Origin of the sequence: Tigheibacillus halophilus (assembly GCF_042683165.1) — a bacterium.
Classification (GTDB): domain Bacteria; phylum Bacillota; class Bacilli; order Bacillales; family Amphibacillaceae; genus Tigheibacillus; species Tigheibacillus halophilus.
Genome location: NZ_JBHUIZ010000005.1, coordinates 160,408 through 176,758 on the forward strand (window position 1 = coordinate 160,408; position 16,351 = coordinate 176,758).

General features: G+C 42.3%; 16 protein-coding genes. 12 read left to right on the top strand and 4 right to left on the bottom strand.

What is annotated here, in order from left to right:
* From ACFSMW_RS07085 to ACFSMW_RS07095, 3 genes are all read left to right on the top strand, one after another.
* Positions 1-927: a two-component system regulatory protein YycI gene (locus ACFSMW_RS07085; protein ID WP_390354305.1), complete on the top strand. Its 927-nt coding sequence runs from the start codon at positions 1-3 to the stop codon at positions 925-927.
* Positions 924-1,709 (top strand): MBL fold metallo-hydrolase, encoded by a 786-nt coding sequence (locus ACFSMW_RS07090; RefSeq protein ID WP_390354306.1) that lies wholly within the window; start codon positions 924-926, stop codon positions 1,707-1,709. Before ACFSMW_RS07085 ends, ACFSMW_RS07090 begins: the two co-directional genes overlap by 4 nt.
* Positions 1,710-1,803: 94 nt before the next feature.
* Positions 1,804-3,021 carry a S1C family serine protease gene (locus tag ACFSMW_RS07095; RefSeq protein WP_390354307.1) on the top strand — a complete coding sequence of 406 codons (1,218 nt, stop codon included), beginning with the start codon at positions 1,804-1,806 and terminating at the stop codon, positions 3,019-3,021.
* A 266-nt stretch (positions 3,022-3,287) separates the two neighbouring features.
* Here the strand turns inward: ACFSMW_RS07095 and ACFSMW_RS07100 are convergent, their stop codons facing one another.
* A complete protein-coding gene (locus ACFSMW_RS07100; protein WP_390354308.1) occupies positions 3,288-3,656 on the bottom strand; it encodes a DoxX family protein in 369 nt (122 codons plus the stop codon).
* 157 nt (positions 3,657-3,813) lie between these two features.
* On the opposite strand from ACFSMW_RS07100, the gene ACFSMW_RS07105 reads away from it, so the two are divergent.
* Complete coding sequence (locus tag ACFSMW_RS07105) at positions 3,814-5,529, top strand: ABC transporter ATP-binding protein (protein ID WP_390354311.1); 1,716 nt, start codon at positions 3,814-3,816, stop codon at positions 5,527-5,529.
* A gap of 188 nt (positions 5,530-5,717) precedes the next feature.
* Here ACFSMW_RS07105 and ACFSMW_RS07110 read toward each other — a convergent pair whose 3' ends face one another.
* Positions 5,718-6,269, bottom strand: coding sequence for a GNAT family N-acetyltransferase (locus ACFSMW_RS07110; RefSeq protein WP_390354755.1), 552 nt, complete (start codon positions 6,267-6,269; stop codon positions 5,718-5,720).
* 165 nt (positions 6,270-6,434) lie between these two features.
* Here ACFSMW_RS07110 and ACFSMW_RS07115 point away from each other — a divergent pair, with 165 nt between their 5' ends.
* From ACFSMW_RS07115 to ACFSMW_RS07125, 3 genes are all read left to right on the top strand, one after another.
* Positions 6,435-6,893, top strand: coding sequence for a hypothetical protein (locus ACFSMW_RS07115; RefSeq protein WP_390354313.1), 459 nt, complete (start codon positions 6,435-6,437; stop codon positions 6,891-6,893).
* A 212-nt stretch (positions 6,894-7,105) separates the two neighbouring features.
* A complete protein-coding gene (locus ACFSMW_RS07120) occupies positions 7,106-7,723 on the top strand; it encodes a DUF47 domain-containing protein (protein ID WP_390354315.1) in 618 nt (205 codons plus the stop codon).
* Positions 7,724-7,741: 18 nt separating this feature from the next.
* Positions 7,742-8,743 (top strand): inorganic phosphate transporter, encoded by a 1,002-nt coding sequence (locus tag ACFSMW_RS07125; protein WP_390354317.1) that lies wholly within the window; start codon positions 7,742-7,744, stop codon positions 8,741-8,743.
* A gap of 56 nt (positions 8,744-8,799) precedes the next feature.
* On the opposite strand, the gene ACFSMW_RS07130 is transcribed toward ACFSMW_RS07125, so the two are convergent.
* Positions 8,800-9,561 carry a helix-turn-helix transcriptional regulator gene (locus tag ACFSMW_RS07130; protein ID WP_390354319.1) on the bottom strand — a complete coding sequence of 254 codons (762 nt, stop codon included), beginning with the start codon at positions 9,559-9,561 and terminating at the stop codon, positions 8,800-8,802.
* Between the two features lie 355 nt (positions 9,562-9,916).
* Between ACFSMW_RS07130 and ACFSMW_RS07135 the strand changes: the two genes are divergently transcribed.
* Positions 9,917-10,618, top strand: coding sequence for a LuxR C-terminal-related transcriptional regulator (locus ACFSMW_RS07135; RefSeq protein ID WP_390354321.1), 702 nt, complete (start codon positions 9,917-9,919; stop codon positions 10,616-10,618).
* A gap of 39 nt (positions 10,619-10,657) precedes the next feature.
* On the opposite strand, the gene ACFSMW_RS07140 is transcribed toward ACFSMW_RS07135, so the two are convergent.
* Positions 10,658-11,755 carry a YkvI family membrane protein gene (locus ACFSMW_RS07140; protein WP_390354323.1) on the bottom strand — a complete coding sequence of 366 codons (1,098 nt, stop codon included), beginning with the start codon at positions 11,753-11,755 and terminating at the stop codon, positions 10,658-10,660.
* A gap of 212 nt (positions 11,756-11,967) precedes the next feature.
* Here ACFSMW_RS07140 and dacB point away from each other — a divergent pair, with 212 nt between their 5' ends.
* The 4 genes from dacB (at position 11,968) to ACFSMW_RS07160 (ending at position 16,305) form a co-directional block, all read left to right on the top strand.
* Positions 11,968-13,476: a D-alanyl-D-alanine carboxypeptidase/D-alanyl-D-alanine endopeptidase gene (gene dacB, locus ACFSMW_RS07145; RefSeq protein ID WP_390354757.1), complete on the top strand. Its 1,509-nt coding sequence runs from the start codon at positions 11,968-11,970 to the stop codon at positions 13,474-13,476.
* A gap of 17 nt (positions 13,477-13,493) precedes the next feature.
* Positions 13,494-13,925 (top strand): hypothetical protein, encoded by a 432-nt coding sequence (locus tag ACFSMW_RS07150; protein ID WP_390354325.1) that lies wholly within the window; start codon positions 13,494-13,496, stop codon positions 13,923-13,925.
* A 488-nt stretch (positions 13,926-14,413) separates the two neighbouring features.
* Positions 14,414-15,436 (top strand): ABC transporter permease, encoded by a 1,023-nt coding sequence (locus ACFSMW_RS07155; RefSeq protein WP_390354327.1) that lies wholly within the window; start codon positions 14,414-14,416, stop codon positions 15,434-15,436.
* Positions 15,400-16,305: an ABC transporter permease gene (locus ACFSMW_RS07160; protein WP_390354329.1), complete on the top strand. Its 906-nt coding sequence runs from the start codon at positions 15,400-15,402 to the stop codon at positions 16,303-16,305. The genes ACFSMW_RS07155 and ACFSMW_RS07160 overlap by 37 nt, the downstream gene beginning before the upstream one ends.
* The last annotated feature ends 46 nt before the right edge of the window (positions 16,306-16,351 follow it).

Here is a 16,351-nt window from a genome sequence, read left to right on the forward strand (position 1 = left end):
ATGCAATGGAGCCAGATAAAAACATTATTCATCCTTTGTTTTTTAGTGCTGGATATCTATTTGATCTTTCAGTTTCTGGAAAAAAGGGAAGCAGCCGATCTCAGTTTGCTGGAACCGGAAAGTGCAACGTTGGAAGAAAGACTATCAGATGAAAAAATCACTATCAAGCAGCTGCCCGAAGCACAACCGGATGATGCCTTCATCTCCGTCAAACAAAAATCGTTATCCAAAAGCCAGATTGAAAAAGTGAACCACTTGTCCAACCAAGATGCAGCTATCGCAGATGATAAATATATCATTTCACATTTTAAAAAACATCCGCTTCTATCAGAGGATGATTCAAAAGAAAGTATTTACAACAAATTACGTAAAGAAATCGTCGGTTTGAATGAATATCAATACGGAGAGTGGAACAAAGATGTGAATGTGATCCTCTTTTTTCAAGTGAAGAATAATCGCCCCGTTTATTACAATCAAAGCGGCATGGTAGCTGTATTTTTAAATGATGACAATGAAGCTGTAGGGTATTTTCAATCGATGCTGAGCACACCCGAAAAAAACAAAGACAAAAAAACGCTGGTCAAACCAATGGATGCAGTCGGCAAGCTATATGAAAACAACCAGCTGAACAGCGGTGATGAAGTATCAGAAATCAAAATCGGTTATCACACCGTCGTTCCGCTCACAAATGGCGTCCAGGTTTTTGCGCCGACGTGGAAATTGACCGTGAATGACAAACGCAGTTATTTTGTCAATGCGATTGAAGGGGTCGTCATATCGAAGGATGACGTATCATTTCTTGGAGAAGCGGTCAAGTTCATTAAAACGAAACTGCAGCAAGTGGACGATGATAAGGCAGCTGGAAAGGAAATGCGTAAAATGCTAACAGAGAAGGAGAAAATTCTCAATCGGAGTGATACACAGTGACATTACGTTTTAGTGTACTGGCTTCCGGCAGTACCGGAAACGCCTTTTATATAGAGACAGATCAAACGAGATTACTAGTGGATGCCGGACTTAGCGGCAAAAAACTTACCAGTCTGTTCGACCAGGAAAGTCTTGACCCTGCGAAACTGACAGGCATTCTTGTTACGCATGAACATAGTGACCATATTAAAGGGCTTGGCATCATGGCCAGAAAGTATAAACTGCCGATTTATGCGAATGACAAGACTTGGCGTGCCATGGAGGGCAGTATCGGGCGTATCGAGACGGATCAGAAGTTCCACTTCGATATGGAAACAGTGAAAACCTTCGGAGATATGGAGGTGGAATCATTCGGTGTATCCCATGATGCGGCAGAGCCGATGTTCTACACGTTCCGGCATGAAAATAGAAAAGTGGCTCTCGTGACAGATCTTGGTTATGTATCAGAAAGAATCAAGAAAACTGTCGAGGATGCTGACGCGTATATCTTTGAAGCCAATCATGATGTTGAAATGCTCCGGATGGGAAGCTACCCGTGGAATTTGAAGCGACGCATTCTTGGTGATTCCGGACACGTATCCAATGAAGATTCGGGACTTGCCCTGGCGGACATTATTTCCAACCGCACCAAACGGATTTATTTGGCACACCTCAGCCAGCATAACAATTTGAAGGATTTAGCGAGGATGTCTGTCGATCAGGTTCTCAAGGAGCGCGGCATTGAAATTGAACTGCATGACACTGATCCAGGGCAGGCAACACCGTTGTATGAAGTAGGCTGATTGAAGGAAGATCAGGTTCATATTTTTCCATCTTGGGGTAATACTATTTATGTAATGATGAGGTTACATATGCAAACTAAGAGGAGACGGGTAAATGGGATATTACGACGACCATTATCAGCAAGATCCGAAAAAAAGAAAACGATCCTCCTGGCTTGTACCAGTGCTTCTTGGTATCATCATCGGTATCTTGCTGGTGACCGTAGCACTGCCTGCTGTGGAGGATTCCAGTATTTTTTCGAATAAGCAGGCTAATGAAAATGGCATCAGCCAGCAGCCTGACCAGAATGCCGGCAGCGGCGATATAACGAATATGAAAGTCAACATCAGTTCGCAAATCACAGACATTGTTGGCGACGTATCGCCTGCAGTTGTGGGAGTTAGCAATTATCAAAATCAGTCGAATTTCTGGGAACAGGACAAGAAGGCTAGTGAGGCTGCAACAGGATCAGGCGTTATTTACAAAGAAGACGGTAAATACGCTTATGTGGTTACGAACTACCATGTAATTGAAGATGCCGACCAGATCGGTGTGGTGCTGAATGATGATACGGACTTGGATGCGAAGCTGCTTGGCGGTGATTTGTTTTCTGACCTCGCCGTACTGCGAATAGACAAAAAGCCAGTCAAAAAAATCATTGAGCTTGGTACATCGAAAAATATCAAAGTCGGTGAGCCAGTGATTGCTATCGGAAATCCGCTCGGGCTGCAATTTGCCGGGTCTGTTACGCAGGGTATTATCAGCGGGAAGCTGCGGACCGTGCCACAGGATTTCAATAATGATGGCCGGCCGGATTGGCAGGCAGAAGTCATTCAAACGGATGCTGCAATCAATCCCGGCAACAGCGGCGGGGCATTGATCAATATGAAGGGTCAGCTGATCGGCATCAATTCGATGAAGATAAATGAAGAGGCAGTAGAGGGCATCGGCTTTTCTATTCCAATCGACACGGCTAAACCTGTGATGGATGAGCTGGAGAAAACAGGAAAAGTGGTCCGTCCATATTTGGGATTAGAGCTTTATTCACTCGATGATGTGCCGAAAGAGGAGCTTCATCGCTCGCTCAAGCTGCCAGGAAACATCGATAAAGGTGTTTACGTTTGGAGTGTCGAGACTTTCTCTCCAGCAGATAAAGCAGGCATCAAGCGCCTGGACGTCATCACTGCACTTGACGGCAAAGAAATCACGGACATGATTGCATTGCGCCGGATTTTGTTCCAAGAGAAAAAGGTCGGTGACAAAGTGAAAGTGACCTATTACCGAGATGGCAAAAAGCATGAAACAACAGTAACTTTAGGTGAACAGAAATAAATAGCAAGTGGAAGAACAGCTCGTTTTTTTGCGGGCTGTTTTTGTTTGTCAACCAGTCCAGACTTAGGAACAGAACGTTTGTGGAAAAGTTTATGAAACTGTCCAGTTTTAAACAGAAAATCAACAAAAATATCCACAATTCGTCAAAGTTATACACAAACCGTGGATATTCTGTTTGTAAAATCCATATTTTGTGGCAAACGAATTTTCGGGTACAAAATAGCTAAGAACATTTGTGCATATGTGGATAAAACTGTGGATTAAAATCAAGTGAAAGAAATAGTTTTAGCTTGCCGGAATAGCAGTATGAGAATTACGAGCATGACAATATCCAATCGTGCATCAAAAGCAAATTGGAGCAGGCCTTTATCCATCAGGGCAGGGAGTTTTGCAAAATAAAGCGCCCCAAGCATGATGACGATCAAGGCCGCTGCAGCTTGCTTTACAGCAAACTTCCCAGCGATACATGCCCCGCAGCCAACCTCCAAGATAGCCACAAGAAAAAAAGTGACTTGCGGATAAGGAACTCCCACCTGTATAAAAAAGTCCAAAAATCCCGTGGAGAGCAATTTGATTGCTCCGGAAATGATAAAAACATAGCCGACTATCCAGCAAAGCCAATTCCTACATTGCATGATGTGGACAACTCCTTTTTGCCTATGTATATGCAAAAAATTCCTCAAGCTTGACTCCTATTTGGAGCTAATGCCTTTTATTTGTAGCGTTTGTTTGCGAATTGAGCTGAATATCCATATACTTATATTGAATTTTATAAAAGAAGGAAGTGCATTCATGCTCAAGCAGTTTTTCTCTTATTATAAGCCGCATCGCCGGTTGTTTATGATTGATTTTTCATGCGCTGTGTTTGTAGCCATCCTGGAGCTTGCTTTCCCTGTGGCTGTACAGGAGTTCATTGATAAATTGCTGCCGGGAAATAATTGGCAGCTGATTGTACTGGTAAGTGTCTTGCTGCTGTTCGTCTATCTGCTTAGTACCTTCATGCAGTATATCGTCACTTACTGGGGACATAAACTTGGCATCAATATCGAGACGGATATGCGTCAACAGTTGTTTGACCATGTGCAGAAGCAATCATTCCGCTTTTTCGACAATACGAAAACAGGGCACATCATGAGTCGCATCAGCAATGATTTATTCGATATTGGCGAGCTGGCTCATCATGGGCCGGAGGATTTCTTCATAGCAATCATGACATTTGTTGGTGCTTTCATCATCATGTTCAATATCAATTTCCAGCTGTCACTCATTATCCTGATTGTTGTTCCGATTCTGGTTTGGTTAATCGCATACAGCAATATGAAAATGAATAAGGCTTGGAAGTCCATGTATGAAGAAATTGCCGAAGTGAATGCGCGTGTGGAAGATGCTATTTCAGGTGCAAGAGTAGTCCAGTCCTTTACAAACGAATCATTTGAGATGAAGCGTTTTACAAAGGACAATTATAGTTTTAGAAAAGCAAAGCTTGTCGCCTATCGCGTGATGGCTTTTGTGAATTCCAATATTTATATGGTGATGCGGCTGATGGTACTTGTCGTGCTTGTCGTTGGAGCCTATCTTGCTTTCCACGGGAGTCTGACAATCGGGGAACTAGTCAGCTTCGTCTTGTTCACCAATGTTCTGTTCAAACCGATCGAAAAAATCAGTGCCTTGCTTGAATTATATCCGAAAGGGATGGCTGGTTTTAAACGTTTTTCTGATTTATTGGCAGTTTCACCTGATGTCACTGACCGGGAAAATGCCAAAAATGTGGTCACGCTTCGGGGCGAAATCGCATTTGAAGATGTGACATTCGGGTATGAAAAAACACAAGAGCCAATTTTGAAGAATATGCGCTTTAAAGTGAATGCGGGACAGACAGTAGCTTTAGTCGGTCCATCAGGAGCCGGAAAAACGACAATCTCTTCGCTCGTACCACGTTTTTATGATGTCGATGCAGGCAGGATTGCTATCGATGGAATGGATATCCGGGACATGACGAAGCAGTCGTTAAGGAGTCAAATCGGCATTGTGCAGCAGGATGTGTTTTTATTCACAGGGACATTGAAAGAAAACATTGCCTATGGAAAACTGGATGCGACGGATGAGGAAATCAAAACAGCCGCCAAACGTGCGCATATGGAGGAATTCATTGCCGGCTTGCCAGATGGTTACGAAACCCAGGTCGGTGAGAGGGGTTTGAAGCTGTCCGGTGGACAGAAGCAACGGATTGCAATTGCGAGAATGTTTTTAAAAAATCCGCCCATACTGATTCTTGATGAAGCGACATCAGCATTGGATACGGAAACAGAGATGATTATCCAGAAAGCACTCACTGAACTGGCTGCAAACCGGACAACCATTGTGATTGCCCATAGACTGGCAACCATTAAAAATGCCGACAGAGTATTGGTAATTACTAAAAACGGCATTGAAGAAGAGGGAACACCGCAAGAATTAATGAAGCGAAACGGTTTATTCGCCCATTTGAATAAAATACAAATGATTTAATGATAAAATGAGCTGTCTCTAAAATGAGGGAATTAATCCTGGTTCCTGAAGAGACAGCTTTTTTATTAGCCTATAGGTAAAGGTACACTTATAGCTGAAGAAAATTTTTGCGGAAATGGGTGAAGTATGTCGATATTTCCCAGGAAATAATCCAGCCATCTTAAAATGAAGCAGTTGGGTTATTCTCTTTATTTGGCACCATGAAGCCATTCCCATTTAAGTATGCCGTAAATGACGTGGTCGACATAATGATCATACAGCCATTCTGCCTGCCGGATTTGCCCTTCTGTACGGAATCCCAGTCTTTCAGGGATGGCGCGGCTTTTCTTGTTCTCATAGGCAGCCCGGATATCCACGCGATTAAGCTCCAGGACTTGAAAACCATAGTCAATCATTGCCCGGACGCTACGGGTCATCACACCCATCCCTTGATACTGCGGTGCGATCCAGTAGCCGATGTAGCCGATATGATTTGTCCAATCCAGTTGGTTATAGCCTGTCATACCAATGAGTTTTTCATTGTAAAAAATACCAGCAGTCAAGCTTTGTCTGTTAGCATATAACTGGTAGGCATGATCAATGAACTGTTTGGAGTCTTCCTCTGTTGTATTATTATCCAGCCATGGAAGCCATTTTCGTAAATAAGCCCTTGAAGCATCAATCAGCTTGAATAAATCTGCTGTATCATCGAAATTAAGCAATCTTAATGTGATTTTTTCATCCACTTCATAAAGAAACATCATCTTTCACCACCTGATGTGTATAATTGTCACTATACTAAGTTTATCATAAGGATGACTGATAACAGGAAATGATTCTTAGTGAATTCTCATCTTCTTCACCAGATAATCTTATGAAAACCAGATAGGATATATGATAGAGAAACAGGACAGGGAGAGGATAAAATGACAAAACGAATAATATTGCTGCTGGGATGCATTCTCGTACTCACCGCGTGTGGAAAAAGTCATCAGGAAACAGGAAATCCGGAAAATAACGAGCATGACAGTCAGTCTTCCAAGCAGGCGGATCAGCATGACGAAGACACTAACACAGATGAGGAGTCAGTTGGAGATGCTGGTGACAAAATAGATGATACGGCAGAAGAAATGCAAGACGAGCAAAAAGGAAACATGGAAGATGTGACCAAAATGCCTGAGTACAAAATCATCAAGGGGCAGGTGGTCATGGATGATTATCGGCTGAATGTGGTAGAGGACAATCGGCATAAACGGGTCATTATCCTGCAAAACAAAGACAATCACAGAAAGGAATATAAATCCATCTTCATGAAAGAGGATGGCCGGTTGAAACTGATCCAATTTAACAGTAATGGGCTGATTTACGATAAAACTATCCAATAAAAGCGGGGCATATCCCCGCTTTTTTAATGCCTTATCACGATAAAACAATAAAATATAGGGTTGTTCTATACTATCATTTTTTGTTACCATGTAGAAGGATGTATAATATGTAGCTCGAAACGTGCAATATATTGTTGAAAGATATATAATGACTGGGTATGATTTGTTATTGTAAGAGAATGTTTTGCTGTGTACAAACGGAGGGTTAAAACATGTTTAATAAAAAGCCGGACAAGTTTTCTGCATATTTAGTTGATTTTGCGAAGCATCTTGATGAAACAGCGGATTATTTCGTGCGCTTTAAGGTGAAGGATTCCAAAACATTGCGGGAATTTGCTGATACCGTGAAGCAATATGAAACGGCAGCTGATGAGAAAGTCCATCTAATCATCAAGGATCTCAATCAGGCATTCATCACACCGATTGAACGAGAAGATATCATGCAGCTGGCAATGAATCTTGATGATGTCATTGATGGCATGGAAGAATTCACAGCATTGATGGACATTCACCAGATTTTCCAGTCTGATGAATATATTGATCAATTCACGGAATACATCCATAAATGCTCCAAGGAAATATTGCTGTCTATTGAATTGATGGCTCATGGAAAACTGAATGAGATCGAAAAGCATGCCATTCAGATAAAAGACCATGAAAGTAATTGTGATGATTTGTACAGAAAATCATTGAAGCATCTGTTCCAGACAGAAAAGGATCCAATCAAGGTGATTCAATACAAAGAGATTTACGAAACACTAGAAGAAATTGCCGACTATTGTCAAGATGTTGCTAGCGTCATGCAAAGCATCATCATGAAAAACGCGTAATGAGGAGTATTGGATCGTATGAACAGTTTACTGTTGATTGTCATCTGTATTGTAATATTCGCTTTGGTATTTGACTTTATCAATGGATTCCATGATACAGCCAATGCTATCGCCACTTCCGTTTCAACCAAAGCTTTGACACCCAGACGTGCCATCATGTTGGCAGCAACGATGAACTTCATCGGTGCACTCACTTTCACCGGTGTCGCGCAGACGATCACGAGCGGCATTGCCAATCCATTCGATCTGCAAAATGGCACGACAGTGATTCTGGCAGCGTTGATAGCTGCTATTGCCTGGAACCTGATTACATGGGTATTCGGCATACCGAGCAGTTCTTCACACGCCATTATTGGCGCCATTGCCGGCGCGGTTATTGCCTCAGATGGTTTTGGAGCAGTAAAATACAAAGGCTTCATTTCCATTATCGAAGGTTTGCTGGCTTCCCCGATTATTGCATTTGTTATTGGTTATGTTGTTTATTCCATTATCAAGGTGATTTTTAAAAACAGCAATCTGGCTAAAACGAATAAACAGTTTCGTCGTGTACAAATTCTCACAGCTGCTGTGCAATCTTATGCACACGGGACAAACGATGCTCAGAAATCAATGGGGATTATCACCATGGCATTGATTGTCGGTGGATTACATACAACAACGGATGTGCCGTTTTGGGTCCAGTTCAGTTGTGCGACGGCCATGGCACTTGGCACATCGATTGGCGGCTGGCGCATTATCAAGACCGTTGGCGGCAAAATCATGAAAATCCGGCCAGTAAACGGCGTTGCGGCTGATTTGACGGGAGCTGCAGTCATCTTTGGAGCAACACTCATCCACCTGCCGGTCAGTACGACACATGTCATTTCTACTGCCATTATGGGGGTTGGCACATCTCACCGCATCAAAGGTGTCAATTGGGGAACGGCCAAACGGATGGTTGTGACCTGGGTGATCACGTTGCCGATATCAGCAGCGCTAGGCGCACTTATATTTTTTGTATTGAATATTTTCCCTATATAAAACGCTATGAAGAGGGTTACTGTTCCTGTCCAGGAATGGCGGCCCTCTTTCAAACCTTATATTTTCTTATTCCTGACTGCCAGCATATATGATTGTCTATATTTCAATGGTGTGGTGCCCATCTGTTTTTTGAATGTCCGGATAAAGTTGCTCACGTTGCTGTAGCCATAGCTTTGACATATTTCCTTCAGCGGTTTGGAAGAAAACCTCAGCTCAAAAGTAATTTTCTCTGTCTTTTGGCGCTGAATATAATGGGAAATGGATTCACCCATCACACCTTTGAAGATACTGGCCAAATGTGTTGTCGAGAATTGCAATTGTTCTGCGAGCCAGGCTACTGACAGCTTCTTATCGGTCAGATGCGCATGAATCAGGTCCATTATTTTTTCTATATGGGGTTGCTGTTCCAGGAAATGCACGCCTGGAACTAATGTAGTGCTGACTTTATGAATAAACCAGCTGATTGCTGAGAAATAATCTGTGGTGGTCTGCCATCTGTCGATGGTAGAAATCAACGCGTAGCTGCTGGTAATGTGACTTGGATGCAGACGTCCGTTTCGCTGGTGTAGTTTGGTCATATCAGTCACGATGCTGACAAAAAAAATATGTAATATGAATATCTGATCCTTCTCTGGCAGCTCAGCAAGGAAGAAACATACTTCCGATAAGTATGCTTCCGCACCAATCTCATCCTTTGTCACTAAACTTACAAAAATCTTTTCATCGTATGTCTGTATCACGTTGGCATAATCAAGTGATAAGATGTATCTCTCGTCACCTTCCATTCTCTCTATATAATTCATTTCATTCTTGTCCATCCTTATCTCCACCCCCTTTTAGCTATTTTACCAACGTTCTTTAAAAAGAACAAATAAAATGACGTATTCAAATTTTTGTTAAAAATATATTCAAAATCAAGTGATTTTGTATTCAATAACGAAAGCTAAGCAATTTCATTCAGATTAAAATAGCATTGTGATGATTAAGCAGAAGACGGATGGCATTTTTGTATATGAGGAAGGTTATTGTTCTTAGCAGCAGAATAGCCATGTCTGCCATCTGACAAAAGCGGAAGAGGTTAAAAAATAAAAAAAGAGGCAGAATGGTATAATGGGAGACTTGCCGCAAAAGAGCTATAGGAATGGATAAATGATCGAAAGGTGATGAAGACCAATGATTAAAGTCATGCTTGTAGACCATAATAGCCTTATACGCCATGGACTGCAGATGCTGCTGCAAGGTAATAAAGACATGCAAGTGCATGCTACTGAACCTTTTTCCGGCAAATTACAGAAGGAAATAGCCCTTTACTGTCCTGATATCGTGATATTCCCTGTCGACATACTTGAAACTGCCATTATGGAAGAAGTACGAACACTGCGTGAAAAGCAGCCGCAGGTCAAAGTTTTGATGCTGATGTCTGTCTTTGAAGAATATTTCATCCTGGAGGGATTGAAAGCCGGTGTAGAGGGATTCTTGCTTGATGAGTCCGATATCAGTAAAAAGCAGCTGGCGACGAGTATCAGACAGCTGTACGAGGGAGAATATGTATTGACTGGGAAGATTGCCGCGTTTGCCATGAAAAAGTTACAGGACATGTACGACAGTGAGAAGCAGGAGCTGAAAAACAGGCTGCTTGATCACCATATTGAGGTATCGTGGCGAGAGTTGGATATATTATATCTGCTTTTGAAAAATCGCAAGAACAAAGAGATGGCAGTTTCATTAAATTTAACAGAGAAAACAATTCGTGACTATGTCAGCAGTGCATATAAAAAAATCGGCATGAATAGACGCCAGGAGGCTGTTGCTTTCCTGCAGGGCATCATGGATGGATCCGGAGATCCCCCACAGAAGAAAAGCAACAGCCTATGATAAGTCAATTATTTTTTCGAACTGATATCATTTTCATCATCAGCTTCCAGTCAGATGGTCTTTCGTTGTTTTGGCTGTAACTGGCTGCGGTTTGCGAAAATACTTGAACGGTGCATAAAATAATACTGCAATCAGCAATAGGCCAAAATAGCCGATGGTCGGATAAAAGAAGGAAACAAGATCGGTAAAACCGAAGAAGCTTGCGATAAAACCGACACCAACCGTGACAGTGATGAAAATCCCTGTCTTTTTCTTGCTGTTCATATGGATCATGCGTGTGGTGAAAGCATAGAACATCCCGACAGCTGTGTTGAATATCATACCGAATAAAATGACAGACATGATGATAGCCAGATAAGGAGAAATATCATCCACGATTTTCAGGATGGGCATATCATACGCCGCAACCGTATCAATCCGGGAAAATACTGCCAAATTGCTGATCAGAATCAAAGTCCCGATTCCAAGGCCGCCTAGCAAACCGCCGATAGCCGCCTGCTTCTCGTTCTTCTCCGCGCCCCCCATTACGAGGGCCATGGCTGCGCCGAGAGCAATATTGAAAGAGGCATAATTGACGCCGGATAAAAGCCAATTAGACACTGCAGATTTTTGCGCCAGTGCGATTGGCTCCAGTTTGGTAAAAGATAAATCCATCGTAGACAAGCTGTGTATGCCGATAACAATCAGGGCCAAAATCAAGAAAGGTGTAATGCTGCCGATGACCGCTACTACCTTGTCAACGTTCAGTAAAACAGTTGCAATGACAAGCGCCGCCATGATCAAACTGCCTGCAATACTTGGCATGCCAAATTGTTGGTGGAGAATCGATCCGGCACCAGCAAGCATGACCACACCTGTACCGAATAGGGTGAAAATGATAATGTAGTCAATAATTCTGCCCAACACGGGACCGCAGATATCATAAATGATTTCCTTATGGGAGGTTGTTTGTGTACGACTGCCAAGTCTGACCAGAATCATACCCAGCATGGCAAATAAAACAGTAGAGACTAACGCACCGAGAATACCGAGGAATCCAAAGCTTGTGAAATATTGCAGGATTTCCTGCCCTGAGGCAAAACCTGCGCCGACAATAACGCCTATGAATGCGCTTGCAATCTTTAATACCCGTAACATAATTTCCTCCTGTAAATTCATGATGTGACGAATCTTCTCAAGTTTCTAATACAATTTATATTATCGCGAAATACTAGAGGCGTCAAACAATATTTACAGATTATGTCAGTGAAATATTGGAAAATTCAAGTTTAGAAATAGGTCTATAGACATTTTCTATTTTTTCTAACATATGATTTAATAGCATGAAAGGAAAGGGTGTGAATAGTTTGATGAATGGCAAGAAACTGTTTTTACTTGTTGTTATGAGTTTGCTGCTCGCTTTGCCGATAGCTCACGAAAGCCAAACATCTCAAGCAGAAGCCGCGGCTCAAACACAAGCAATCAAGGCAGAGACAGACTTGGAGCAGCAAATCGACCGTATTTTACAGGATAAGCGGCTGGAAGGTGCGATTTCTGGTGTGCATGTGCGCCGTGCCAGCGACGGAAAGACGCTCTATCAACATGATGCAGATATTCGCCTGCGACCAGCATCAAACATGAAGCTTTTGACAGGATCGGCAGCGCTTGACGTCCTGGGGCCAGACTATCGCTTTAAAACGGAGGTATTGTCAGATGGCAAGGTTCGCGGAAAAGTCCTGCAAGGCAATATCTACTTGCGCGGAAAAGGCGACCCCACTTTGATGAAGGAAGATCTGGATAAGTTTGCAAAAGTACTCCGTAAACAAGGTATACAGAAAATTCATGGCGATCTGATTGCTGATGACACCAGGTATGATGATATCCGCTATTCCCAGGATCTCAACTGGTCGGATGAATCCAATTATGTCGGCGCCCAGGTATCAGCATTGACATTATCACCAAATGAGGATTATGATGCAGGCACTGTCATCGTGGATGTGAATCCGGCAAAAAGGACAGGCAGCAAACCAACTGTATCGCTCACGCCTAAAACAGATTATGTTAAAATTATCAATAAGGCCAAAACGGTAGGAAAAAATGAGGCGAAGCATATTTCAATTGAACGGGAACATGGGACGAATAACATTGTTGTCAGCGGACAGATTCCTGCAGAAGCCTCCAGCAGCCGTGCATGGGTCGCTGTTTGGGAGCCGACTGGATATGCGCTGGATGTTTTCAAAAAGTCACTGCAAGCACAGGGAATCAAACAAATCGGCAACAGCAAAATCCGTTCCGGCAAGACACCGAAGCATGCCAAAAAGTTGACTGATAAGCGCTCCATGCCGCTGGCTGATTTGTATATACCATTCATGAAGCTTAGCAACAATGGTCATGCGGAAGTGCTGATCAAAGAAATGGGTAAAGTTGTTCGACATGATGGCAGCTGGGATGCAGGCCTTGATGTGTTGCAGGATAAATTACAGGAATTTGGATTGAACACAGATACAATCATGCTGCGTGACGGCTCAGGCATGTCTCACAAGGATATGATCCCAGCCAGTGAATTGACGAAGCTTTTATATGTAATACAAGACCAAAAATGGTTTCCTGCATTTGAAAAAGCACTGCCTGTCGCAGGAGAGTCAGATCGTTTGGTAGGCGGGACTTTGCGCAACCGTATGACGGGAGATGCGACGAAAGGAAACGTCAAAGCCAAAACTGGATCGATCACTGGTGTATCGACTTTATCCGGTTATGTCACATCCAAAGATGGCGAAAAGCTGACCTTCTCGATTTTAACCAATAACTACATCGATGGTCCGATCACACCAATTGAGGACCAAATTGCCACTGTTTTAGCTGGCGTTAATGTAAAGTAAGCCAGGGGGAGTCCCCCTTGGCCTTTTATGGAGGAGATAAAATGGGGATTTCTTACGTGTTTGTCCTGGCCGCTGCCATAGCAGTTTTTGTGAATGTCATGAATTACAAAGTCAGTATGGATGCAATGAAGGAGCTTCCAGAAAACAAAGAAAAAGTACAAAGCCGTTTTTTTCTCATTCTTGCCCTAAGTGAAATCATCCCTATCATTCTGATTGTCTATGGTTTTTCCAATTTGGAAACAGTATCGGCAATGGAAGAATTATATATGCCCGGACTGCTTGTCATCGTATTGATCGGTTTCGCTGCCCTCTTCATCGTATTACAGCGTATCGTTGGCGTCCCGAAGGATATGAAGGCATTTGCCAAGAATTTTTCCAATATCGCCATGGCTACAACCATGTCTATACCGATTATCGCCATCATTGCGATGTACACGATGATTCCTTGATTGTAAAATGCAGGACAGCTTTGTTATTGTTTTAGTAACAGATGGCATATGGAGCATATCAATTCTGGTTAATATCACTAACTATCTAAAAAGATGGTTGTTAAACTTGACTATTATACATAGCAGCCTTAATATAATTCTTATAGCGTGAACACAATTCTTGACTTCACTGCTGTCTTTGTGGTATGAATTGGTCAGACTTTGTGATTGCGTAAGAAAGAAGTTATTGATTTATCTATATGCCCCATCGTGTTACCTATTTATACAAACGTGTCACTTTTGCGTAAAACAGCAGTCTTTTTAGACAATTGGGTAACAGTATTTTATATCAATTCAACTTCTGGTGTTACTTTTACGAAGAAAAGTAACATCATTTTTTTGAACCACAACCATTAGATCCTTCCAACGTCTGCTTAAACTCAAAAGAATACGGACATATCCTTTCTGGATAAAGGTTACTTAACCAAATGAGAGGAGGGATTTTTCACTTGCACAGGCAAACTGTCATCTTCAAAAGGATTTTAACGAGAATAATCGGATTTATTGTTGCTATGTTTTTGTTATCTGTTATCGTATTTTACATTGCGCGCCTGGCACCAGGGGATCCGTTACAGTCGTTTTACGGAGATGCACTCGATACCATGACACCGCAAGAATTACAAAATGCCAAAGAACGGCTGGGTTTGGATGCGCCAACTTATATACAATATCTAAAATGGGTTGCGAATGCATTTCATGGAGATTTTGGGATGTCCTTGAAATATAAGCTCCCTGTGATGGAAGTTGTCACACCGCTTGTTAGCAACACACTAATATTGGGCGGTATATCATACGTGGTGGTTTTCTTCTTTGCCATCTTATTGGCAATATGCTGTGCATTGAACGAAGATAGCATGATGGACCGTATCATTAGTAAAGTCGGTACCGCAGCATTTTATATCCCTGCATTTTGGATGGGCGTTGTCCTGATATTGCTATTCAGTATTAATTTGGGTTGGTTCCCAAGCAGCGGTGCGTATGACTTTGGTAAAGCCGGAGATTTTTGGAATCGTCTCCAACATCTGATTTTGCCGATATGCGTTATGGTTCTCAGTCATTTGTGGTACTACGCCTATATGTTTCGCAACAAGCTTCTGGATGAGTTTCGCAAAGATTATATCTTGCTGGCAAAAATGAAAGGTTTGAAAAAAATCGAACTCGTACGCAAGCATTCTCTGCGCAATATAGCACCTACTATTATTAGTATCATGGCGATTTCCACGCCACATATACTAAGTGGCACATATATTGTCGAGGCGGTATTTAACTATCCCGGCCTGGGGGCATTATCGATTGAAAGCGCAAAGTACCATGATTACAATCTGCTCATGCTGCTCGTTCTGATTACCGGTGTACTCGTTATTGCCAGCAGTATGATTGCGAAGTCCATTAATGAAGTGATAGATCCGAGAATGAAAGAAATGGAGGCAGCAACATGGCAGAAAGAACCGACGAACAGTTCCGGATCGTAGGCGCGAATTACAAGACATATACACCCAAGAAACAGAGACCGTCTTTTTGGGTAAAATGGAAAGGGAAGCCTTTTTTCTCTATGATTGTTCTTGCTGCGATAGTGCTATGCTGCATTTTTGCGGGATATCTAAGCCATCATGATCCCAGTGATTTTTACTTGGAGAATCTTAATGAAGCGCCAAATGCATCCTACTACTTCGGTACAGACTCTTTGGGACGGGATATTTATTCGATGATTTGGTATGGCGGCCGCGTATCTATCATGATCGGCATGTTGAGTATGGTCATTATTACAGTCATAGGAGTGACTTATGGCTGCATCAGTGGCATGGCAGGCGCCAAAATAGATGCAATGATGATGCGTTTTGCAGAGATTCTAAACAGTATCCCTTCTTTACTGCTTCTGTTATTACTTGCATCCATCATGGGCAAGCAAGACATCTGGAAGATTTCTTTCGTTATAGGTGTAACCGGCTGGTTTGCGCTGGCAAGAATTGTACGCAGTGAAGTCAGGCAGATACGCAACAGTGAATATGTGTTAGCTGCACGATGTATGGGAGCAAGCTTTCCGCATGTCATGCAAAAACATTTGATCCCCAATTTTATTTCTGCCATTTTGTTCGTTGTAATATCCAGTATCAGTACGAGCATGTCGATGGAATCAACATTAAGTTTTCTGGGGCTGGGGCTACCAACACATATTATTTCCTGGGGAAGTATGCTTTCTTTAGCAAATCGCGCCCTTTTATCAAATACATGGTGGGTCATTATGATACCTGGCGTATTTTTATTGGTCACTTTATTAGCAATCACCAATATCGGCAATTACTTTAGAAAAGAAGTAAATAGAAAAGCTAGTAATCTATGACTTCATGCATTGATCAAATGCTTGCTATACGAACGAATATTTTAAT